The 21,874-nt window shown below is 68.5% G+C and carries 20 protein-coding genes; 5 read left to right on the top strand and 15 right to left on the bottom strand.

The window, feature by feature from the left end; genetic code table 11:
* Positions 1-69: 69 nt before the first annotated feature.
* The 6 genes from CDO46_RS24655 to CDO46_RS24630 all read right to left on the bottom strand — a co-directional run bounded on the left by CDO46_RS24655 (position 70) and on the right by CDO46_RS24630 (position 5,837).
* Positions 70-996, bottom strand: a complete 927-nt coding sequence (locus CDO46_RS24655) for a LysR family transcriptional regulator (protein WP_087841215.1) — start codon at positions 994-996, stop codon at positions 70-72.
* A 71-nt stretch (positions 997-1,067) separates the two neighbouring features.
* Complete coding sequence (locus CDO46_RS24650) at positions 1,068-2,096, bottom strand: 2Fe-2S iron-sulfur cluster-binding protein (protein WP_254914677.1); 1,029 nt, start codon at positions 2,094-2,096, stop codon at positions 1,068-1,070.
* 15 nt (positions 2,097-2,111) lie between these two features.
* Positions 2,112-3,119, bottom strand: a complete 1,008-nt coding sequence (locus tag CDO46_RS24645; protein WP_087841213.1) for a PdxA family protein — start codon at positions 3,117-3,119, stop codon at positions 2,112-2,114.
* Positions 3,116-3,589 (bottom strand): aromatic-ring-hydroxylating dioxygenase subunit beta, encoded by a 474-nt coding sequence (locus CDO46_RS24640; protein WP_087841212.1) that lies wholly within the window; start codon positions 3,587-3,589, stop codon positions 3,116-3,118. Before CDO46_RS24640 ends, CDO46_RS24645 begins: the two co-directional genes overlap by 4 nt.
* Before the next feature lie 5 nt (positions 3,590-3,594).
* A complete protein-coding gene (locus CDO46_RS24635) occupies positions 3,595-4,839 on the bottom strand; it encodes an aromatic ring-hydroxylating dioxygenase subunit alpha (protein WP_087841211.1) in 1,245 nt (414 codons plus the stop codon).
* A 23-nt stretch (positions 4,840-4,862) separates the two neighbouring features.
* Positions 4,863-5,837: a tripartite tricarboxylate transporter substrate binding protein gene (locus tag CDO46_RS24630; RefSeq protein WP_087841210.1), complete on the bottom strand. Its 975-nt coding sequence runs from the start codon at positions 5,835-5,837 to the stop codon at positions 4,863-4,865.
* 115 nt (positions 5,838-5,952) lie between these two features.
* Between CDO46_RS24630 and CDO46_RS24625 the strand changes: the two genes are divergently transcribed.
* A complete protein-coding gene (locus CDO46_RS24625; RefSeq protein WP_087841209.1) occupies positions 5,953-6,732 on the top strand; it encodes an IclR family transcriptional regulator C-terminal domain-containing protein in 780 nt (259 codons plus the stop codon).
* Between the two features lie 8 nt (positions 6,733-6,740).
* On the opposite strand, the gene CDO46_RS24620 is transcribed toward CDO46_RS24625, so the two are convergent.
* Positions 6,741-7,904 (bottom strand): GGDEF domain-containing protein, encoded by a 1,164-nt coding sequence (locus CDO46_RS24620; protein ID WP_087841208.1) that lies wholly within the window; start codon positions 7,902-7,904, stop codon positions 6,741-6,743.
* 19 nt (positions 7,905-7,923) lie between these two features.
* A complete protein-coding gene (locus tag CDO46_RS24615; RefSeq protein WP_132980301.1) occupies positions 7,924-9,720 on the bottom strand; it encodes a bifunctional diguanylate cyclase/phosphodiesterase in 1,797 nt (598 codons plus the stop codon).
* Positions 9,721-9,958: 238 nt separating this feature from the next.
* Here CDO46_RS24615 and CDO46_RS24610 point away from each other — a divergent pair, with 238 nt between their 5' ends.
* Positions 9,959-10,921 (top strand): tripartite tricarboxylate transporter substrate binding protein, encoded by a 963-nt coding sequence (locus CDO46_RS24610; protein WP_087841286.1) that lies wholly within the window; start codon positions 9,959-9,961, stop codon positions 10,919-10,921.
* Between the two features lie 125 nt (positions 10,922-11,046).
* A complete protein-coding gene (locus CDO46_RS24605) occupies positions 11,047-11,481 on the top strand; it encodes an RcnB family protein (protein WP_087841206.1) in 435 nt (144 codons plus the stop codon).
* Positions 11,482-11,529: 48 nt separating this feature from the next.
* On the opposite strand, the gene CDO46_RS24600 is transcribed toward CDO46_RS24605, so the two are convergent.
* Genes CDO46_RS24600 through CDO46_RS24585 form a run of 4 tightly spaced genes read right to left on the bottom strand, consistent with a single transcriptional unit; the run spans position 11,530 to position 16,058 of the window.
* On the bottom strand, positions 11,530-12,516 hold the full coding sequence (locus tag CDO46_RS24600) for a tripartite tricarboxylate transporter substrate binding protein (RefSeq protein ID WP_087841205.1): 987 nt from the start codon (positions 12,514-12,516) through the stop codon (positions 11,530-11,532).
* A gap of 23 nt (positions 12,517-12,539) precedes the next feature.
* On the bottom strand, positions 12,540-13,547 hold the full coding sequence (locus CDO46_RS24595) for a dipeptidase (protein ID WP_165963266.1): 1,008 nt from the start codon (positions 13,545-13,547) through the stop codon (positions 12,540-12,542).
* 19 nt (positions 13,548-13,566) lie between these two features.
* Entirely contained in the window at positions 13,567-14,313 is a 747-nt protein-coding gene (locus CDO46_RS24590) for a hypothetical protein (RefSeq protein ID WP_087841203.1), read from the bottom strand.
* On the bottom strand, positions 14,310-16,058 hold the full coding sequence (locus CDO46_RS24585; RefSeq protein ID WP_254914676.1) for a hypothetical protein: 1,749 nt from the start codon (positions 16,056-16,058) through the stop codon (positions 14,310-14,312). The genes CDO46_RS24590 and CDO46_RS24585 overlap by 4 nt, the downstream gene beginning before the upstream one ends.
* Before the next feature lie 154 nt (positions 16,059-16,212).
* Here CDO46_RS24585 and CDO46_RS24580 point away from each other — a divergent pair, with 154 nt between their 5' ends.
* Positions 16,213-16,944, top strand: a complete 732-nt coding sequence (locus tag CDO46_RS24580) for an IclR family transcriptional regulator (RefSeq protein ID WP_087841202.1) — start codon at positions 16,213-16,215, stop codon at positions 16,942-16,944.
* A 9-nt stretch (positions 16,945-16,953) separates the two neighbouring features.
* Here the strand turns inward: CDO46_RS24580 and CDO46_RS24575 are convergent, their stop codons facing one another.
* Positions 16,954-17,925, bottom strand: a complete 972-nt coding sequence (locus CDO46_RS24575) for a tripartite tricarboxylate transporter substrate binding protein (RefSeq protein ID WP_165963267.1) — start codon at positions 17,923-17,925, stop codon at positions 16,954-16,956.
* A gap of 10 nt (positions 17,926-17,935) precedes the next feature.
* A complete protein-coding gene (locus CDO46_RS24570; protein WP_087841200.1) occupies positions 17,936-18,967 on the bottom strand; it encodes a TauD/TfdA family dioxygenase in 1,032 nt (343 codons plus the stop codon).
* 214 nt (positions 18,968-19,181) lie between these two features.
* On the opposite strand from CDO46_RS24570, the gene CDO46_RS24565 reads away from it, so the two are divergent.
* Positions 19,182-20,927, top strand: coding sequence for a tannase/feruloyl esterase family alpha/beta hydrolase (locus CDO46_RS24565; RefSeq protein WP_087841199.1), 1,746 nt, complete (start codon positions 19,182-19,184; stop codon positions 20,925-20,927).
* Between the two features lie 43 nt (positions 20,928-20,970).
* Here the strand turns inward: CDO46_RS24565 and CDO46_RS24560 are convergent, their stop codons facing one another.
* Positions 20,971-21,717 carry a GntR family transcriptional regulator gene (locus tag CDO46_RS24560; protein ID WP_176400842.1) on the bottom strand — a complete coding sequence of 249 codons (747 nt, stop codon included), beginning with the start codon at positions 21,715-21,717 and terminating at the stop codon, positions 20,971-20,973.
* Positions 21,718-21,874 lie beyond the last annotated feature (157 nt).

Raw genomic sequence — 21,874 nt, 5'->3', positions numbered from 1 at the left:
GTGCCCGGAGTATGGATGCAAGGGCCCGGACTGGATAATGACTAATGGGCCCGCTGCCATGAATTCTGGTTATTCCGGCCGCCGGCCGACCGCCTGGGCCGCATGCCTGAGGCAGGACAGGAAATCCTCCAGCACGGGCGTCGGCATCGTGCCCGCCCGCCGCAGCACGCCCACCGTGGCCCGGCGTCCCAGCGCCAGAGGCAGGACCTTCAGCCGCTCCAGCCGGGACAGCGCCTGCACCACGGCGTCCGACATCACCGCCAGCATCTCGTCGTCCTGCAGCAGCGAGGCGATCAGCACCACCGACGAAGCCTCGATGGCGGCGCGCGGCGGCGGCTCGCCCACCGCGGCCAGGGCCAGTTCCATCTCGCGCCGCAGGGGCGTGCCCGACTGGGGCATCGCCCACGGATAGTCGCGGGCCTGAGCCCAGCTCACCTTGCGCAGCCGCGCCAGCGGGTGGCCCCGGCTGGCCACCACGCATATACCTTCGTCCAGCAGCGGCTCGGCCACGACCGCCGGATCGACCGGCGCCTCGATGCGGGACACGATGCAATCGAGCCTGCCCTCCTTGAGCTGGGGCAGCAGCTTCTCCAGCGAATTCTCGTGGACGACGGTGCAGATGCCCGGCCGCAGGCGGCGGTAGTTGCCCAGGCAGGCGGGCAGCAGTCCGCTGGTCCCGATGGGCGTGGTGCCGACCAGCAACTGCCCGTCCGAGCCGTCGCTCATCGCGCGCAGCGTCTCGCCGGTGCGTTCCAGCTCCCCCAGCACCACCCGCGCGTGCTCGACCAGCGTATCGCAGAAACGCGTGGGCACCAGCCCGCGCGAGTGCCGCTCGAACAGCTCCACGCCCAGGTCGGTTTCCAGCTCGCGCAGCCATTTGGACAACGCGGGCTGGGTCATGTGCATCCGCGCCGCGGTCAGGCTGAGGTTGGCCGTCTCGTGAAGAGAGACCAACACATACAGTTGCCTGACACGCAGGCGTTGAATCCAGTCCATGAAACCTCCGCACCCCGACGACGCCTCATTCTGGCACAGCCGGGGGGCGGAGGCCCCGAGGGATGCGGCGGCTACGCCGCCTGCGGCGCCATGGGCACGAATGCGTCGCAATGGAAGCGGTCGGTGGCCAATCCCCGCTCGTGCACGAAGCCCTGGCGCGCCGCGCTTATCATCGCGGGCGAGCCACAGGCATAGACCTCGTGATCCGCCAGCGAGGCGAAGTCGTCCATCACCGCCTGGTGGACGAACCCGCGGCGGCCCTGCCAGCCTTCGTCCGGCGGGCTGTCGGACAGCACGGGCACGAAGCGGAACCAGCCGTGCTTGTCGGCCCATTTGCGCGGCAGGTCCGCCAGGTACAAGTCCTCTTCCCGGCGCGCGCCCCAGTAAAGCGTCATCGGCCGCTCGAGCTTGCGCTTGATGGCGTCCTCCACCATGGACTTGATGGGGGCGAAACCCGTGCCGCTGGCCACCAGCACCGCCGGCCGGCCGGTCTCGCGCAGGTAGAAATCGCCGAACGGCAGCGACACGTCCAGCAACTGGCCGGCCTGCACCGACTCCGCCAGGTAGCCCGAGAACTTCCCGCCTGGAACGTGGCGGATGTGCAGCTCCACGCCGTCGCTCTGCTGCGGCGGATTGGCCATCGAGAAATGGCGTATGGTGCCGTCCGCCATCCGCACGTGCAGGTACTGCCCCGCCTTGAAGCGCACCCGCGTGCCGGCGGGAAAACGCAGATGCAGCACCGTCACGTCGTGGGCGGCGCGCGCCAGCCGGTAGACCTTGGCGGCCACGGTCTTGCTGGCGGCGGGATCGCGGCGCTCGATGTCGCGCACCGCCACGTCCAGGTCGGAACAGGGCCGGGCCTGGCACAGCAGCGTCCCGCCCTCGCGCCGCTCGTCGTCGTCCAGCACGCCCTCGCCGGCGCCGCCGCGGAGGTCCCCGCGCACGATGCGGCCCCGGCAACTGCCGCAGATGCCGGTGCGGCAGGAATACGGGATCTCGTAGCCGGCGGCCAGCGCGCCGTCCAGGACGGTCTGGCCGTCCTCGCAGGGAAATTCGATGTCTCGTTGATCGATGCGTATGGTGTATTGCATGGATTCCATCCCGGTCCGGCGGACCTAGTGATCGGCCAGCCCGGCCAACAGGCGCACGGTACGCAATACCGCGGCCGGGTCGGCCGTGCCCTGTCCGGCGATGTCGAAGGCGCAGCCGTGCCCGACGCTGCTGAAACGCACGCCGCCGCCCAGGGAAAGCGCGCTGGCCTGGCGGGGGCTCAGCAGCTTGACGGGAATGTGCCCCTGGTCGTGGAACATGGCCAGGTACACGTCATGCCCGCGTTGCGCCAGCATCAGGTCTGCTCCTTGGGGACCGTCCACCTCCAGGCCCATGGCGCGCAGGCGCGCCACCGCGGGCTCGGTGATGGCCTGGTCCTCGTCGCCGAACAGACCGCCCTCGCCCGCGTGCGGATTGATGCCGAAAATGCCCAGGCGCGGCCGCTCGATGCCGATCGCCCGCGCGCCGTCGATGACGGCCAGCGCCGCGTCCACGACCAGTTGCGTGTCCAGCCGGGCCAGTGCATGCCGCACCGGTTCGTGCAGCGTCACGTGGCCGATCCTGAGGTCGGGCGTGACCAGCATCAGGAACACCCGGTCGGCCGGCGTCCCCGTCAGTTGCGCGATCAGCCCCGGATAGCCCGAGAACGCAATGCCGGCCCGCGCCACGGATGTCTCCGAATGCGGACAGCCGACCACGGCATCGACCAGGCCGGCGCGGGCCAGCCGCACCGCCTCGCGCACGTAGGCCACCATGGCCGCGCCCGCGGCGGCGCGCACCTCGCCCGGCCGATACTCCGACGGCGGCAGCGCCGCCACCTCGGCCCACGACACCTGGTCCGGCAGGCGCGCCGCGCCCGGGTCGAAGGCCGCCAGCGCCATGCCGGGAGCGTGGCGCGCCACCTGCTCGCGCAACACGAAGCCATCGCCCACCAGCACGCAATCGACCGGGGCGCCGCGCAGCGCGTGGACGGCCTTGACGGCGATCTCCGGGCCGATGCCGTTGGCATCGCCCAGCGCGATGGCAATGCGCTTGCGCACGGTTCCGGCGGATGGTCGGGCGTCGGCGCTCATAGCGGTATCGCCAGCAGGGTATCGAAGTTCCGGCTGTCGCAGATGACCAGCCGCTCGGCGAAGCTCAACTGCCCGTCCGCGCCCTCGACCACGCGATCCTGGTAGCGGCCCGAGGCGAACACCTCGGTGGCGCCGTCGCGCATGATGCGCACCACGAGGAACGGCGTCTCGACGCTGGCCACCCCGTCCTGCACGCCCAGCATGAACGGCAGTCCGACGATGTGGCGATAACGGTGGCGCTCGTAGACGTTGGCCTCGCGCAGCGCCGATACGCGGTCCCGCAGCATGGCGCGCGTGTCGGCATAGATCACGCCCGCCTGCATGCCCGCCGCGTGGTTCTCGGCGGTATTGATGACGTACAGGCAGCGCTCCTGGAAGAACGCCGGCCAGGCCTCGACCTCGTCGTTGTCGATGCAGCGCGCGTAGGCGGCGTTCAGCGCGCCCAGCCGCTCTTGCGTAAATTCGGCCATGCTCTTCAGATCTCCATATAGCCGCGATAGGCGTTCCAGAAACCGCGCACCGACGCTTCGGTGGTGCGGTTCTCCTGCGTCTCGATGCCGCTGCCTCCCATTTCCAGCACGGCCGCCTGGCCATCGCTGCCCGCGATGCCGCGCTGCACGAAGCCACCCACCGCGCCATCCTCCATGGAAACGAATCCGGCCGGCCCGGTCAGGTTGGACTGCTTCAACCGCATGCGCCGCAGTTCCGGCGTGTCGTCCTGGAACCCCAGGTAGGTCCAGTTCAACACCGTCCGGTCCAGCCCGTCCGGCAGGATCTGGCGAATCGCCAGGGTGTTCTGGATCTGCGCCAGCACGAAGCCGGGGAACACCGACAGGATCTGCAAGGTCACGCCGTCGCCGAACTCGTCGCAGCCGTCCAGCATGCTCGGGTCGGCCAGCGCATAGCCCTCCTTGTCCGAGCGCAGTTTTTCGGCGCTGTATTCGGCATTGGGCTGCGGCTGGTGCGAGACCTTGGAATAGCTGACGTGGTGGGCGCCGGTCTCGCTCACGATCACCCCGCCCTTCTGCGACAGGCGGTTGATGTTGAAGGTGGTGAAGAACACGTGCAGCAGGCTGGCGTGGTAGGAGTCCTTGACGTTCTCCATGTACAGCTTCCAGTTGTTCGGAATGGTCTGCTTGAAGCGGCCGATCACCTCCACCGGCTTGCACAGCACGCGCTCGATACGCTCCAGGATCTCGTCGCCCAGGTACTCCTCGATCGGCGGCACGTCCTCGTCCAGGCTGCCGAACACCATGCCCGCCACGCTGGCGGTGCGCAGCTTGCGCGGGTGATGGTCTTCCATGCGGAACTCCGGCGGCATGCCGCCCTTGCCGTTCACGCCCTGCTGGAACGCGACGCCGCGCAGGTTGCCCTGCAGGTCATAGCGCCAGGCGTGGTAGACACAGGCGAAATCGCGCGTCTTGCCTTCGTCCTCCAACGCGATCAGCGCGCCGCGGTGGGCGCAGCGGTTTTCGAAAGCCTGCAGTTCGCCGTCCTCGTCGCGGGCCACGATGACCGGCATGGCGCCCACGAAGGTGGTGCGATAGGAGCCGGGCTCGGGAATCTCGGCCTCCAGGCACAGGTAGTTCCAGGTCGGCCCCTGGAAGACGCGCCGTTGCTCGGCCTCGTGGATTTCCTGGTCGCGGTAGAGCCAGTAAGGCACGCGGGTCAGGCCCGGCTCCCAGGTCCGCCGGGATTCTTGGGTTTCGCTGTGGGACATGGACTTCCTCGTTGCTGCAAGCATCAGTTGATGGTGACGTCGGCCGTGTCGATGGCCTGCTTCCACTTGGCGCGCTCGGCGCGCATGAATTCGGCCATCTGGGCCGGCGTGTCGCCGACGACTTCGGCGCCTTGCTCGATGAACTTCTGCCTGACGTCGGGCATCTTCAGTACCTCGACGATGGCGGCGTTGAGCTTGCGTACCACCTCGGGTGGCGTGCCGGCCGGCGCGACCACGCCGAACCAGGTGCTGACGTCGAAGCCGGGCAGCCCCGACTCGGCCAGCGTCGGCGTCTTCGGCAGCAAGGGGCTGCGCTGCGCGCTGGTCACGGCCAGGATGCGCACCTTGCCCGACTCATGCTGGCGAAAGGTCGAACTGATGTTGTCGAAGAAGGCGTCCACCTGTCCGCCCATCAGGTCGGCCAGCGCCGGCGCCGTGCCCTTGTACGGCACGAACACGAAATCTAGGCCGGCCTGGGCCGCGACCAGGGCACCCGTCAGGTGCGAGGTCGTGCCGTTGCCCTGCGTCGCCACGGTCACCTGCCCGCCGTTCTTGCGGGCATAGCCGATGAAATCCTGCGCCGACTTCACCGGCAGGCCGGTCTTGACGGCCAGCACGTTGGGCACGCGCGCCAGCACGGTCACCGGCGCGAAGCGCTCGGGATCGAACGGCAGGTTCTTGTACAGATACTGGTTGATGGTCAGCGGCGCCGGCGGCGTGGCCATCAGCGTGTAGCCGTCGGGCGCCGCCTTGGCCACCATGTCGGCGCCGATATTGCCGCCCGCGCCCGGCCGGTTGTCGATGATGACGGGCTGGCCCCATGCCGCGTTGAGCTTCTCGCCGATGATGCGGGGCAGCACATCGGCCGTGCCCCCGGCCGAGAAAGGCACGACGATGCGTACCGGGCGATTGGGGAAAGCGCCGTCGTCGGCCTGCGCCGGGCTGGCGATCGCCGCCCATACCGCGACGGCACAGGCTGTCCATGCAGTTTGTCTCATCCTTGACCTCGTTTGGATAAATCGAACAGAAAGTCGCAAAGCGAACGTTAGTTCGCAGATATCCCACGATCAAGAAAAGTGGTTAGAATGTTCGCAAAACGAACACCTCGCGACCATGAGCACCGTGCCCGAACCCCGCAGCAAAGAAGACAAGGAATACGTCGCCGGCCTGGAGAAAGGCCTGGCGATCATCGAGGCCTTCGGCCTGCGCAGCGGCCCGCTCACCCTGAGCGAGGCGGCCGAGATCACCGGGCATCCGCGCGCCACGGCGCGCCGTTCACTGCTGACGCTGCAACGGCTGGGCTATGTGGAAAGCGACGGCAGGTACTTCCGGCTGGCGCCCCGCGCGCTGCGCCTGGGGCACGCCTATGTCAGCTCCAGCCCCCTGCCCAAGCTGGTCCAGCCGGTGCTGGAAACCATCAGCGAGCGCACCAAGGAATCCAGTTCCCTGGCCGTGCTGGACGGCGGCGAAGTCGTCTTCGTGGCGCGCGCCGCGACCCGGCGCAGCCTATCGGACGGCCTGGGCATGGGCTCGCGCCTGCCCGCCCATTGCGCGGCCACCGGACGCGTGCTGATGGCCGCCCTGCCGGACGAGGAAATCGCGCGCCTGCTGGGCCGCATGCCGCGGCGCGCGCTCACGCCCCGCACCCGCACGGGGATCCCCGAACTGACGGCGGTGCTGGAGGAAACGCGGCGCCTGGGTTATGCCACCAGCGACGAGGAACTCGAACTGGGCCTGCGCTCCATCGCTGTTCCCATCCACGATCAGGCCGGACGCACCGTCGCGGCGATGAGCCTGGTAGCGGGCACCGGCCGCTATACGCTGGACAGGATGGTGGAGGTCCTGCTGCCCGAACTGCTGGGTGGCCGCCGGATGCTCAGCGCCATGCTCTAGCGCAGTGCCTAGGCCACCGCCTGCTTCACGCGGTCCCGCCCGGCCAGCTTGGCCAGATAAAGCGCCCGGTCGGCCCGGCGGAACACGTCGTCGAAATCCCGGTCGCGCGGCTCGCAGCTGGCCACGCCTGCCGAAATCGTGATGGGCACCGGCGCGCCGTCGATGCTGAAGCGGCTGTCCGCCACGGCGACGCGGATACGCTCGAGCGCCGCGACTGCCGCCGGCAGGTCCAGGTCGTCCATCAGCACCACGAACTCCTCGCCGCCCGTGCGCGCGACCAGGTCGCCCTTGCGCGCCGCCTGTTTCAGGCAATCCGCGGTGAAGGCCAGCACCTCGTCGCCCACGCCGTGGCCGTGGGTGTCGTTGATCCTCTTGAAATGGTCGATGTCGATCACCCCGACCGCCAGGCCGGCGCCGGTCGCCCGCGTCCGGCGGAACGCCATGTTCCCGTCCTCGACCAGCGTGCGCCGGTTCGGCAGGCCGGTCAGGTAGTCGGTGGCCGCCGCGATCTCCAGTTGACGCTTCACCCGTTCGGCGCAAAGCAGGACGAACGCCGTGGTGCCGATCACCGGCAGCAGGGCCACGAACATGGGCGAGACCAGATTGATGCCGTAGTCGTTGGTCGCGATCGTGGCCTCGCGCGGCACGTCCAGATGCAGGTAGACGGCCACCCGGCCGATGACGTAGACGACGACCAGGCCATAGATCACGATCAGCATGCGCCGGCTGCGGGACTCGTCCTCGGTGCGCATCTCGTGCAGCAGCCACATCGACCGGAGCAGCAGCAGCGACCAGGCGGCCGACGTCAGCCCGATGCGGCAGATGAAGCACGGCTCGATGGCCGACAGCCAGAACGTGCCGGCCACCGCGGCCGTGGCGATCACGATGTCCACCGGCGACGAACGGCGGCCGTAGAAACGCTCGAACGCCCGATGGTAGGAACCCAGGCCGAACAGCAGCGTGCCGTTCGCCAGGGTCACCATGACCGGCATGGGCATGCCGCTGCCGAACGCGAAGAAGCCGCTGCCCAGGGCGACCAGGGCCGTTCCGGCCTGCCAGCGGATGGCGGCGGGCCGCAGCGTCCACGGAAGGCCTCGGTAGACGTTCGCCAGCACGGCCCCGTTGGCCAGCACCATCAGTGCAACCGTCGCGAAGACCGACTTGGCGTCCATGCCCTTGCGGCCCCTCCGGTCAGGGCCTGTGCGCGGGAGCGCCGATCGGCGGCATCATGTCGAGCACGTCGGACAGGCCGCCGGCATCGCAGGCCTTGCCGAAATACCATCCCTGCAGCAGGTCGCACCCCATGCGGGACAGAAGCCTGGCCTGTTCCGCGGTTTCCACGCCCTCGGCGGTCACCGTCTTGCCCAGGCTGTGCGCGATGTCGATGATGCCCCGCACGATGGCCTGGTCCTCGGCCGACGCCACCAGGTTGGCGACGAAGCTGCGGTCTATCTTCAGCCGGTCGATGGGCAGCAGGCGCAGGTGCGTCAACGAGGCATGGCCCGTACCGAAATCGTCCAGGGCGATCTCCACGCCGGCCTCGTGCAGCCGGCGCAGGCCGTCCTCCACCCGCTTCTGGTTCAGGCCCAGGAACATGCTTTCCGTCACCTCGACACAGAACCGGTCCGGCCCGATCCCGCTGTCGCGGACCAGCGCGAAGAAGCGGTCGAGAAAGGCCTCGGAACGAAAATCGGAGTTCGTCAGGTTGATCGCCACGCGCCCGAGCCGGATGTTCCTCGCGTACAGCGCGTCCACGTCCCGGAACACTCGCTCGAGCATGAACATCCCCAGCGCCGCGCGGACCGCGGGATCGGCGAAGCCTTCCTGGAACGCGGCCGGCGGCAGGAGGCCGCGCTGCGGATGCCGCCACCGCATCAGCGCCTCCAGCGCGACCTTGCCGCCCGGCGCGACGGGAACGATGGGCTGGTAATGCAATTCGAACGCGTCGCGCCGCAGCCCCGTCTCGATCTCGGCCAGGAGCTCCGACTTGCGCTCCGCCACTTCCCTGAGCTTGGGCTGGAAGCATTCCAGGCGGTCGCGGCCCAGCGACTTGGCATGGTAGAGCGCCAGATCGGCGGCCCGGAACATGCTTTCGCTGTCCTCGCCATGCCCGGGAAACGCGGACACGCCCAGGCTGGCCGAACAGCGCCGCGACGTCTCGGCGATGCGCAAGGGATCGCGCACGCTTTCCAGCGCCCGCTCGAATACCTCGGTGGCCTCGTCGTCCGTCGCGCCGGCCAGGACCAGTCCGAACTCGTCACCCCCCATCCGGGAAACCGACAGGCGCGGGTCGTCCACCGCCCTCAGCCGCCGGGCCACCTCGCGCAGCAATTCGTCCCCGGCCAGGTGGCCGAAGAAATCGTTGATTTCCTTGAAGGCGTCGACGTCCATCAATCCCAGGTGAAAGCCCGTTCCTGTCCGCCGGCACTCGCCGACCAGCGACGCCACGTGCTGGTGGAACCAGCTGCGATTGGGCAGCCCCGTCACCGGATCGACATAGGCGATGCGACGCAGGCTCTCCTTGCTGGTCCTCAAGGCGTCCTCGAGCAGCTTGCGCTCGGTGATGTCCAGGCAGATCGAGGTGTAGCTGTCCACCGTGCCGTCCGGCAGGACGCGGGGCACGATGGTCGTTTCCATCCAGTAGAGCGAGCCGTCCTTGCGCTGGTTGCAGATCTCGCCATGCCAGACGCGGCCTTGGGCGATCTCGCGGTACATGGCGCGGAAGAACGCCGTGCCATGCAGGCCGGACTTCAGCATCCGGTGGTTGGAGGCGAGCAATTCCTGCCGGGTATAGCCGCTGATCTCGCAGAACCGCGCGTTGACATAGGTAATCGTGCCCCGGGCATCGGTACTGGCCACGATGGCGGCGCAGTCCAGCGCGTAGCGTATGAAATCCGTCTCCGGCTCCAGGCCGCCCGGGAACCTCGCGTCGTTGGCGGGTTCCCTCGTGCCGACTTTCCGCCGGCTGTTGTTGTACTGCGGGGGCACGCGCTCCCTCCTCCACGGCTGGGCCGGTCTTCCCCCGAAAGGCGCGAAGCCGATCCGGCGCGCAGGGGGAAGGACGATCCGCCCCGATATTCTATTGATTGGAATTCCCCCATGATCCAGGAAATAACGCTTGTTTTCCATCACCCCGTGCGGAATCGTCCGCCACGGCCGCCCGGCCGGACCGGAGACCGCGGCCGTTTCCGGTATGCTTGACGCCCCCAGAACAAGGAGACATCCCATGTTCCGCAAATGCCTTGCCATCGCCGCGCTGGCGCTGGCCGCCACCGGCGCCCATGCCCAGGCCTATCCCGCCAAGCCCATCCGCCTGCTGATTCCCTTCCCGCCGGGTGGCGGCACCGACATCCTCTCGCGCCTCGTCGCCACCAGGCTGGGCGAGTCCGAGAAATGGACCATCGTGGCCGAGAACCGCGCGGGCGCGGGCGGCACCATAGGCATCGCCGCCGCCCTGCGCGCCGCGCCCACCGGCTACGAGATGGTGATGGGCCAGAAGGACAACCTCGTGGTCGCGCCCTGGCTGTACAAGAGCGTGGCCTACGATCCGACCAAGGACCTGGTCGCGGTGGCGCACGTCGGCTATACGCCCATCGTCATCGTCACGCAGGCGAATTCCCGCTTCAAGACCCTGGCCGACGTGGTCGCCGCGGCCAAGGCCGCGCCGGGCTCCATTACGTACGGATCCCCCGGCAGCGGCACCACCATCCACCTGGCCGGCGAGATCTTCAAGGACGCCGCGAAGATCGACATCCGGCACATCCCCTACAAGGGCTCGAACGCCGCCATGATGGACGTGCTGGCCGGCAACGTCGATCTGCTGGTCTCCTCGGTGCCGTCGGCCATGGCGCAGATCCAGACCGGCAAGCTGCGCGCGCTGGCCGTCACCAGCGCCAAGCGCAGCACCTCGCTGCCCGACGTGCCCACCGTCGCCGAACTGGGCTACAAGGGCTTCGACGTCAGTACCTGGTACGGCCTGTTCATGCCCGCCGGCACGCCCAGGGAGATCGTCGCCACCATGAACACCGCGGTGAACAAGTTGCTGGCCCAGCCCGAGACCCGCGAAGCCATCCACGCCCAGGGCGCCGAGGCGCAAGCCATGTCGACCGAGGAGTTCGCCCAGTTGCTCAAGACCGACTATCTGAAATGGAAGGACATCGTGCGCGCCGCCAACGTCACGGTGGAATGAGGCCGATCCGCTGAAACACGCTGCAATACCTGCATGGCCCGGCGGGGCTGGCGCGGCCATGCGCGAGGCATAGAATCGACGCAACGCCTGTGTTCCGGGCGTCGCACTGCCTCAAGGAGATCATCATGGCACCCAAGCGTCTGCTGGCGCATCTGCTGACCGGTATCCTGCTCGCGGCCTCGACCGCGTCCTACGCGCAGGGCGGCCCTCCCGGCGGACGGCCCGGCGGCGGCCCTGGCCATGGCGGACCGGGACATCCCGGCATGGGCCATCCGGGGCCCGGCCCCCGCCACGACATGGGGCGCGGCCCGGGCGGCGCGCCTGGCCACGACCACCGGGGCCCGCCGGGACGCGGGCCCGGAGATCCCGCCTATCGGCACTGGTCCAAGGGCGACCGCGTCCCCTACCCCTATCGCGGGCCGCAGTACGTGGTGGATAACTGGCGCGTGCATCGCCTGTCCCCGCCTCCCCGCGGCTACCACTGGATCAACGTCGGCGCCGACTATTTCCTGATCGGTGTGGCCACCGGCGTCGTGCTCCAGGCCATTCTGAACCCGTAGTCCCGCACCGCAGGCCTCCCATCCCGCCGGAACGGGGGCCTGCGCGCCCTAATCCACCCGCACGCCCGCCGCCTTCACCAGCTTGCCGAACCGCTCCGTGTCGGCGCGCACCAGCGCCGCGAACTCCTCCGGCGTCATGGTCTCGGTCCCGTCCACGCCCATCTTCACCAATTGCTCGCGCACGTCGGGCGCCGCCATGGCCTTGGCAATGCCGTCGTGCAGGCGATTGACGATGGCGGCCGGCGTGCCCCTGGGCGCGAACACACCGTACCAGGTGGCGAAACGGTAGTCGGGCAGGCCCGACTCGGCCACCGTGGGCAGGTCGGGGAATTCCGCCAGCCGGCGCGCGCCGGTCACGGCAAGCGCGCGCAGCTTGCCCGTCTTCACATAGGGTGCCGTGGTCGGATAGGTATCGAACCCGACCTGCAGGCGCCCCGCCAGCAGGTCCGGCATCGATTGCCCGGTGCTTTTGTACGGCACGTGCAGCAACTGCACCCCCGCCATGCTCTTGAACATCTCGCCGGCGATGTGCGGCGTGGTGCCGCTGCCGGCGGACGGGAAACTGAGCTCGCCGGGATGCGCCTTCGCGTAGGCGATCAGCTCGGGCACGCTGTGCACCGGCACCGATGGATGCACGGCGATGAAATGCGGCACCGAGGCCGTCAGCGTCACGGGCGCGAAATCCGTGGCGGTGTCGTACGGAATGTTGTTGAACAGATGCGGCAGGATGGTGTTGACCGACACCACCCCCATCATCAAGGTATAGCCGTCGGCCGGCGCCTTGGCCACCATCCCGCCGGCCACGATGCCGCTCGCCCCCGGCTTGTTCTCGACCACGACCGACTGGCCTAGGATCTCGGACAGCCGGGGCGCGATGACCCGCGCCACCACGTCGGTCCCACCTCCCGGCGCGAACCCCACCAGCAGCCGGATCGGCCGGCTCGGAAACGTCTCGTCCTGCGCCCGGGCGTACGAGGCCACGCCCAGTACCGCCACCACTCCCACCCCCAACGCACACCGCAGCATTCGGTTCATGGCCCAGCTCCTCAATCGACGAATCAGCCTATCGTTTCACGCAACAGCCTCATCCAGTTGCCCCCCATGATCTTGTCGATGTCGGCCCGGCCGAAGCCTCGCCGGTCCAGTTCGACAATGATGTTCTGCACGCCGGCGGGCGTGCGCATCCACTCCGACCAGCCTTCGTGCGGCGCGATCTCCATCTCCTTGGCCGGCGCGCTCTGGCGCGACCACTTCGCGTAGCGCCACCAGGTCCGTACCGAACGCGGATGACCGGGGCAGTAATCGGTGCCGATGGCCACCGCGTCGATCCCCAGCAGGTCCACCGTCCACGCCACCATGTCGCCGAACTGCTCCAGCGTCGTCGCCGCGCCATGCCGGGTCATGTTGCGATTGGGCGTCAGGCCGATCACGCCGCCGCGCCGGGCGAGCTCGCGCAAGGCCTCGGTCTGCTTGAGCCGGCCCGCGCCATATACCGGCGTGCCCACGTATTCACGCGGGTTGGCATGCGTGATGGCCACCGGCTTGGCCGACATCTGGATGGCCTCCAGCGTCGTGCGCTCGCCGCAATGGGACAGGTCGATCAGGATGCCGAGCTGGTTCATTTCCTCCAGTGCCAGCTTGCCGAACCGCGACGAGATACCGGTGTCCTTTTCTTCCCAGTAGCCGCAGCCGATGTAGTTCTGCAAGTTATAGGTCAGCTGCATCACGCACACTCCCAGCTGGCGGAACATGGCGAAGAGGTCCAGGTTGTGCTCCACCGGCGCGGTATTCTGGAACCCGAACATCACGGCCGTGCGGCCCGAGGCGGCCACGGCCTCGATCTCGGCCACGCTGGCGGCGGGCGCGACGATGTCCTGGTTCTGCTCCAGCACCACGCGCCACTTGCCCAGCAGGCCCAGGGTCTCGGCGGCGTTCTCCCACACCGCCACCGTGGTGTTGACGCAGCCGATGCCGGCTTCGCGCCATTCCTCGAACCAGCGCCGCTCCGGCACCGGCATCGACAATCCGTCGACGATGATGCCGGCCTGTCCATTGACGTTGTTCATCTGCATCGTCCTTCGCGCGTCACGCGCATCCTTGGCTGGAGGGGACATGGCGGAGCATGTTCAGGTCCATGTCGTCGTCGGCCGGCGGGCGGCCTTGCAGCGTGCCGTCGTCGCGCAGGATGACCGGCCCGGCATGGCGGCGCGAGACCACCGAGTCCGGAGCCAGGGCCTCGTTCGACAAGGCGTGGATGGCCCGCCACAAGCCGCCGTCGACCGGATAGCCGTGGCGGATGGCCTGGGCCAGCAGCGGATCCCATTCGTCGATGCCCAGGGGCCGCGCGGTGTTGAACAGCGTCACCACCGCCTTCGGCCCCTGGCCCGTGGCCTCGTCGGGCTGCGAGACTTCGGCGCCTATGCCGTAGCGGCGGCCCAGCCCGGCCATGACGTGCAACTCGTGCAGGTCCTGCACGCCGGACACGCGCAGCGTGGCCCGCCCCGCCGACCGGGCGCGCTCCACGCCCAGGTCCATCAGGGTGGGCAGCAGCACCCAGGCGTGGATGCCGCCGCCGTCCACGACCAGCGCGCCGTCATCGGCATCCACCACCGACACCCGGTCCAGCCAGCCTTCGCGCAGCCGTTCATGGCCTTCATACAGGGCGCGGAACCCGCCCAGCCCCATGGACTGGGAAAGCAGCACCACTTCCCTCACGCCGTGCACGTAGCCGGGCGGCAGGCGGCACACCAGCAGGATGCGGTCTATGCACATGCGCGCCTCGCGCACGGACACATCGAACACGCGGGCAGAATCGGCGGCTTGCCTGTTCATAGGACGGGCTCCTGGGGATAGAACCAATGGGGATCGGCGCCGGCTGCGATGTCGGCGGCGGTGGGCGCGCCCTGGTAGATGACGCCGCGCAGGTTGCGCTGCAGGTAATCGCGCGTCTTGTCGATGCCGTGTATGCCGATGTTGATGAAACGCGTGATCTCGCACGGCACGAAGTGCTCGCCCATGATGTTGGCGCGGGGCGAGTGGAAGGCCATGCCGCTGAGCGTCTGCACGCGGCTCACGATGAAACGGTATTCAGGCTTGTCCAGCAGGAAGCGCGCGACGCTGGTGGCCGGCGGACGCTGGGCGATCTCGCGGTCCAGCCCCACCACCAGGCGCGGCAGGTCCAGCCCGAGGTTGAAGACCTCGCCGGCTTCGGCGCGCGGACCCCGCCGGGGTTCTTCGGCCGTGGCCGACTTGTACCAGACGAATTTCGACGCCCCCTCGGACTCCAGGTCGATGTCGAAGGCCCACCCGTACTCGGCATGCAGCAGGTCGCGCAGATGGCCGATGGACATCGACGGATCGGTCGCGTATTCCTCGTCCACCGCCAGGCCCTCGGCCAGGCGGTCGCACAGCTCGGGCACCAATTCGGTCAGCAGGCCCAGGAAGGTTTCGTAGGCTTCCTCGTGCACCGTGCCGTCCAGCGCGTCGCACAGCGCGGACAAGGGATAGCGTTCGACGCTGCCCCGCACCGTGCCGGTGTCGTGCAGCGCCTGCACCTGTGCCCGGATGGCCGCCAGGTCGGCGGCGATGTCCGCGCTGGCCGTGAACTGTTCGTAATCCATGCGGTCCTCGCGCCGGAACGCGATGGCCTTGTCCAGCAGCTTCAACAGCAGCGCCAGCTTCGCATCGCCGGCCGCCACGCGCAGCCGCTTGGCGCCCACGATGGCCTGTTCCCGCGCCAGCACCCAGTGGTGCACCAGCTTGGGATGGTTGTTCACGTACAGGATAAGTCCCAGTGCCGACGCGTTGCCCACGCCCAGGAAACGTTCGATCTCCGGCGCCAGGCGCACCGCCGCGGGCGAGGCGCAACGCGCCAGGTGATTGACCAGGTCCACCGAGAACACCCGCATCATGTAGGCGCACAACATCTGCGCGTCCAGCGGACGCCGCAGCGGGTGCGTGCTTTCCAGCGCGCGGAACGAACGGGTGCCGAACGTGCCGTTGCCATCCAGGCCGGTGTTGCGCATCAGGTAGCAGACGTCGGCCAGCGTGGGCACGTCGGGTTGGCGCCCCTGCGCCAGCGACTCCACCGTGTGGTTGAACACGCGTGCGCTACGGTTCGAGCGGGCCCAGATCAAGGTGCCCGGCGTGGCGCGGCCGGCGTAGAGCTTGGGAATTTCCTCGCCCGTGATGCGGATGTCGCGTTCGGACACCGGCCCTTCGACCAGCGCCGCCATCATGTCCCAGGCGCGGCCGATGATACGGCCCGCCCGCCCTTCCATCCTGGGCTCGAACGAATGGACGATGAAATCGAAAGGCATCGCCCCCGTGTCGATGCGGTACAGCGCCGTCCCGCGCGCCCGGTCGTCGATCTGCCAGCGCACCCGTTCGATCGTCCACCGCTCGCGTATGGCCTTGGCCATCAGCAACCGGGACACGCTCAGGCGGCTGGCCTGCATCACGCCCATGCGGGCGGGCGTCATCAACAGATCCGCGCTGCGGATGCGCGGCTCGCGCCCGGCCGGGGCGCCGGCTTGCGCCTGGGCCACGGCGGCCTCTTCCACGTCGGCAAAGTCCATGCATGCTCCTGTCGTCATCGCGCCTGCCATGCGGCGCATCGGGAAAACCGGCTTCCTGATATTGTATTCTATTAGAATACTTATGATTCTATTTAAATCATTCTATACTTCCCATCCGCGAATGCAAGAATTTTTCTGACGAGGAAGCTGCGCCATGCTCGAAGCGCGCGAGGCCGGCGGCGTCCGGCCGCTCAGTTCGGTACTGAAGACGCTGCAATTGCTGGATCTGCTGGGCAAGTCCGACCGGCCCATGAAACTGATGGAACTCGCGGCCGCCTCGGGCAGCAGCCGCGCCACGACCTACCAGAAGCTCCTGACGCTGGTGGAAGCGGGCTGGCTGGAACAGACGGAACAGGGCAGCTACCGCCTGTCGCTGCACGCGGCGCTGGTGGGCGAGACCGCGCTGGTGCAGGCCAACCTGGGGGAACGGTTCGCGCACGTGATGCAGGAGCTGGTCCTGCAGGTGGGGGAAACGGCTTCGCTGGCCGTCCTGAACGGCAATTGCGTGCGGCTGGTGCGCCGCGTGGAAGCGCAGCAGGTGGCGGTGCGCGCCGACGTCAAGGTCGGCACCCTGCTATCCCTGAACGACAGCTCGTCCGGCCGGGTGCTGACCGCCTTCTCCAGCCCCGCCTACCGCGAGATGCTCCAGCGCCAGGGTGCCGTGCTGGCCAGGCCGGCCCTGCTCAAGGAGATCGCGGCGCGGGGCTACGCCGTCTCCGAAGGCACCGACACGCCGGGGGTGCAGTCGGTGGCCATGCCGGTGTTCGATGCCAAGGGCGCGTGCATCGCCGCGCTGTCCCTGGTCACGCCGGCCTCGCGCTTCGATCCCGACAAGCTGATCGGACCGCTGCGCGAGGCCGTGCAAACGCTCAGCCAGTTGAAGTAGCGCCGGCGGCTAAAGCTGGATGTTCAGCTTCTCCACCAGCCCTCCCCACTTGCGTTCGCCCTCGGCGATGGAGCGCCGCGCGTCGTCCACCGAACCGCCCGCCGGCTCGGCGCCTTCGCTGGCCAGGTTCTCCCGGATGGCGGGCGACTTCAGCACTTGGTTCACGTCGCGGTTGATCCGGTCCAGCACAGCCCTGGGCGTGCCCGCGGGGGCCATCAGCCCGAACCATCCCACCGCCTCGTAACCCGGCAGGCCGGCCTCGGCCACCGTGGGCACGTCGGGCAGCACCGGCGAGCGCTTCGCGCTCGTCACCGCCAGCGCCTTGAGCTTGCCACCCTTGATGTGCTCGCGCACCAGCGGAAACGGCGCGAAGTTCAACTGGATCTGTCCGGAGATCGTGTCCGAAACGGATGGCCCGCTGCCCTTGTAGGGAACGTGGGTAAGCTTGACGCCCGCCATGGACGCGAACAATTCGCCGAACAGGTGATTGGACGAGCCGTTGCCGGACGAACCGTAGTTGAGCTTGCCCGGATTGCGCCGCGCATACTCGATCAAGCCCTTCACGTCATCGAACGGCATCTTCTCGTTGGCGACCAGCACCACCGGCGGCGTGGCCAGCAGCACCACCGGCTCCAGGTCCTTGGCCGGATCGTAGCTCAGGCTCTTGTACAAACTGCGTGCGACCAGGATGTTGCCGAACGAGCCGAGCACGGTGGTGTAGCCGTCCGGCCTGGACTTGGCCACCATCTCCACGCCTATCGTGCCGGCCGCGCCCGGCTTGTTCTCGACCACGACCGACTGCCCCCAGAGCTGGGACAGCCCCTGCGCCACCACCCGCCCCAGCAGATCGGTATTGCCGCCGGGCGTATAGGGCACGATCAGCCTGCTGGGCCGCGACGGAAAGGCGTCGTCCGCCCGCGCCGCCGGAGCGGCCAGCAGCATGCCGCCCAGCGCGGCGGCCAACAGATGCTTGGTGATCATCGCCCTCTCCTCACGAAGCCGACACGGCGGCCTGCCCATGTCGGCGCTCGTACGACGTGGCGAACTCGCGCGTCTGGCCGAACACCGCCGGCAGCGGCCGGCCGTTGGGCAGGGTCAGCCAGGCGCGCAGCAAGTGCCGCCGGCGAGCCGGGTCGTCATGGTCCTGGTACTTGGTGCGGGCATGCAGCACCGAATAGTTGTTGCCGATCTGGATGTCGCCCGGCTCCATGCTGAAGCTCAGCTGCACCGCGGGGTCGTTGCAGATTTCCTCGACCAGGTCGATGGCCTGCGCCTGGGCATCGGTCCAGCGCGGCACGCCGGGCAGGTCCTGCGCCAGCTTCAGGTAGCGGCGCTTGTACAGGGCGCTGAGCCGGCCCTCGAAAAAGTTCAGGATGGGCACGGTCTGGATGCGCAAGCCGCCGCGATGCTGGCCCCGCGTGTCGAAATGGAACGGCTCCTGCAGCACGCCGACCAGGTCCGGCCGGCGCCGCAGCACCTCGTTGTACAGCGTCGCGACGCTGACCAGCTTGCTGACGCCGCCCGACCGCGCGGTGCGCAGGCACAACAGCATGAACGCGTCGCCGCCGTCGTTGTGGAAGGTCAGTTCGTCGTCGGTCTGGTAGCTGCGCACCGAATTGTCGTTCGACACTTTCATCCCGGTATTGGTGACGCTGTGCATGCGATTGCCGGCGCCATCCTGCTCCTGCGGCTCGCCCAGGTGCACGGACAGGCCCCAGAACAGCAGCCGCGCCTCGTCGTCCGTGTAGTCGGCGATGGGCAGGCCGCGCAACAGGGCGAAACCGCGTCCGCCCTCGAGTTCCCCGCGGACTTTTTCCAGGCGCGCGGCCATGCGCGGAATGGGAAAGTCGGCGGCCTCGAACCGGGTCGGCTCCAATCCCTTGGCTCGCGCCGTGGCGGTGGCCTCGGCCAGCTCGCGGATCTCCTCCGGCGCCAGGCGCCAGATCCAGTCGCTGGTGCCGGCCAGGCTGTCGCCGCTCCACACCTCGGGACCGGCGATGGGTTGCAATGGTCGGGTCGTCATGTCGTCTCCTTCGTGGCATTAATTTTGAGCATCTTAACATTGTCGACAATTTAAGGACTTGGTTGAATACGCCTGCCACCCACCTGGGCATAGGCATGATTCCAATTGCAAGAGGAACGAAGATGCATCAGACTTCCCGAAAACATGAATTAAATTTCATCAACAACCCATGGAAAGCCGTCCATGGGCCATGACATCCAGGCAAGGAGGAGACATGCACACAACGACAGCCCCCCGTACGCCCACCCGGCACGGCCGGCTCCGCCCCGGACTCCTGTTCGGCGCCAGCTTCGCGTTGGCCGTCGCGGCCTGCGGCGGTGACGGTGGCGGCGACACGTCCGGCACGGCGCCGCCGCCCGACCAGGCGGCGCTGAGAACGGCCTGCCCCGCGCTGGCCGGCACCAAGGTGGAAGGCCGCCTGCTCGGCCTGCCCAGCGGCGATGCGACACTGGCATCGGCCCAACTGGTGGCGGCCGGCGATGCCACGGGCCTGCCGGAATACTGCCAGGTGCGGGGAGCCATCGCGGCGCGCAGCGCCGGCGCCGATCCCATCCGCTTCCAGATCAACCTGCCGCTGTCGTGGAACGAGAAAGCGCTGATGGTCGGGGGCGGCGGCTTCAACGGCACCCTCGTCACCGGGCTCGACCCCCTGCGCGACGCCCCCGCCGGCCAGCCGCTGCCCTTGGCCCAGGGCTACGCCACGTTCGGCACGGACTCGGGGCACGATGCCGCCGCCTACCTTGCCACGGACCCCGCGAAGTTCGCGCTCAATGACGAGATGTTCGCCAACTTCGCCCACGAGTCCTACAAGAAGGTCAAGGACGTCGCGCACGAAGTCTTCAGGCGCTTCTACCAGCGCGCTCCCAGGAAGCAGTACTTCTTCGGCGGATCGGAAGGCGGACGCGAGAGGTTGACGATGGCCCAGCGCTACCCGCAGGACTTCGACGGCATCGTGTCGGTCGTCCCCGTCATCCAATGGACCGGGCTCTTCAACGGCTTCCTGGCCTTCACCCAGCCGCAGTTCCACGGCGGAACGCTGGATACGGCCAGCATCAAGCTGGTGGCCGACGCCGTCAATGGCGCCTGCGACGCGCTGGACGGCATCGCCGATGGCGTGGTCAGCGACTACCTGGGCTGCCAGGCCAGGTTCGACCTCCAGGCGCTGCGCTGTCCCGACGGCGGCGACGGTGCCACCTGCCTGTCGGATGCGCAGCTCGCCACGCTGAAGGCGGCCTATGAACCCGTGCGCATGCCCTTCCCGCTCGCCAACGGCATTACCACCTATCCGGGCCGGATGTTCGGCGGCGAGATACAGCCGGGGGGCGAAGGCATCGGCCGCTGGATCAGCACCGGGCAGGTCCCTTCCGTGCCCACGCCGGCAGCCACCGACGCACGAGGCGTCATCTATGGCAGCAGCTACGCCCGCTACGTCATCGCCCGCGACCCCGCCTTCGACGTGCGCGGCTACGATCTCCTCGCCTACGCCGACCGCATCCGGCAAGTCTCGGAATGGATGGACTCCACCAACCCCGACCTGTCGGCCTTCTTCAAGCGGGGCGGCAAACTGATCATCCGCGAGAACACCGGGGACTTCGCGCAAAGCCCTGCGGCCGGCATCCAGTACTACGAGAGCGTCGTCGCGCGCATGGGGCAGTCCGACGCCGACAAGTTCCTGCGGCTGTATGTCTCGCCCGCCTCGTCGCACGGCGGCCGCGCGGCCAGCCGCACCACCGGCCAGGAAGTCCCCACCACGCACGATACGCTGGACACCCTGGACCGCTGGGCCGACGCGGGCGTCGCGCCGGCCGATGCCCTGGTGCAGGTCCGGCGCGACACGGCGGCGCCGCACAAGGTCCTGGCCTCGCGGCCCATGTGCCGCTATCCGGCCTTCCCGCTCTATGGCGGTGGCGACCCGCTGTCGGCCGACAGCTACCGCTGCTCCAGCCTGGGGGCGCGCTAGGCGGCCGGCGCGCGCCGCGTCCCGGGCCGATCCAGGCCCGGCGCTACGCGGCGCCGCTGTCCTTGAGCAGGCGGCGGATCTCCGCGCTGTTCTCGTCCAGCCGGGCGGCCCACAGCCGCTCGGCCTCGTCGGCATCACCCTTGCGGATGGCCTGCAGCGACTTGCGCCACAGCGCCAGCGAACGCTTGCGGCGCTCGACCGAGCGCAGGCCCAGTCGCGTATAGCGCGACATCTGCAGCGACAGCGACGTGATCAGCGTGAACAGGCGGTCGTTGCCGCTGTGGGCGGCACAGCACAGCGTCAGGCGCGACAGCGTCTCGCCGAAAGCATCGCCACCCGCCGGATCCTCGGCCAGCGGCGCGAGCTGGGCCACGCCCGCCTCCAGGATCGCCACCAGTTCGGGGGACGACCGGGCGGCCACGCGCCGCGCCACCACGCGGACCAGGGCCTGGCGCACTTCCTGCAGGTCCTCGATTTCCTTCAGCGACAACTGCGTGGCCTGCGCGCCCCGGCGCGGATGGATACGCACGATGCCTTCCTTCTCCAGCAGCCGCATCGCCTCGCGCACCGGGCTGCGGCTGACCGCGAACTCGTCGGCCAGGTCCTGTTCGCGTATCCACTCGCCCGGCTCGATGGCGGAATTCAGGATGCGGTCGCCCACGTGGGCGGCGATCTGTTCCGGCAGCGTCAAGGTCTTGGACTGCCCCAGCAGCCAGCGGAAGCTGGTCGCGCTGCCTTCGTCGTTGGCTTGCAGGAATGCGGAAGATCGGGTGATAGCGGACGGCTCCATCGAATGCCCTGGTTGGTTGTCTGCGTCTGGCAAGCGGGCAGTATACGGCGCAGGCGCGGCCCGGACCGGCGGCCCCCGAAGCGCGCCATCTATTGCTGCTATCAATAGTTGCGCCATCGCGAGAATGCCCAGGCGTCCTCGTCCCGGCACGTCCATG

It is taken from the genome of Pigmentiphaga sp. NML030171, from assembly GCF_002188635.1.
GTDB lineage: Bacteria > Pseudomonadota > Gammaproteobacteria > Burkholderiales > Burkholderiaceae_B > Pigmentiphaga > Pigmentiphaga daeguensis.
Note: the sequence above shows the minus strand (reverse complement) of the source record. Positions and strands in the feature narration are given on the sequence as shown.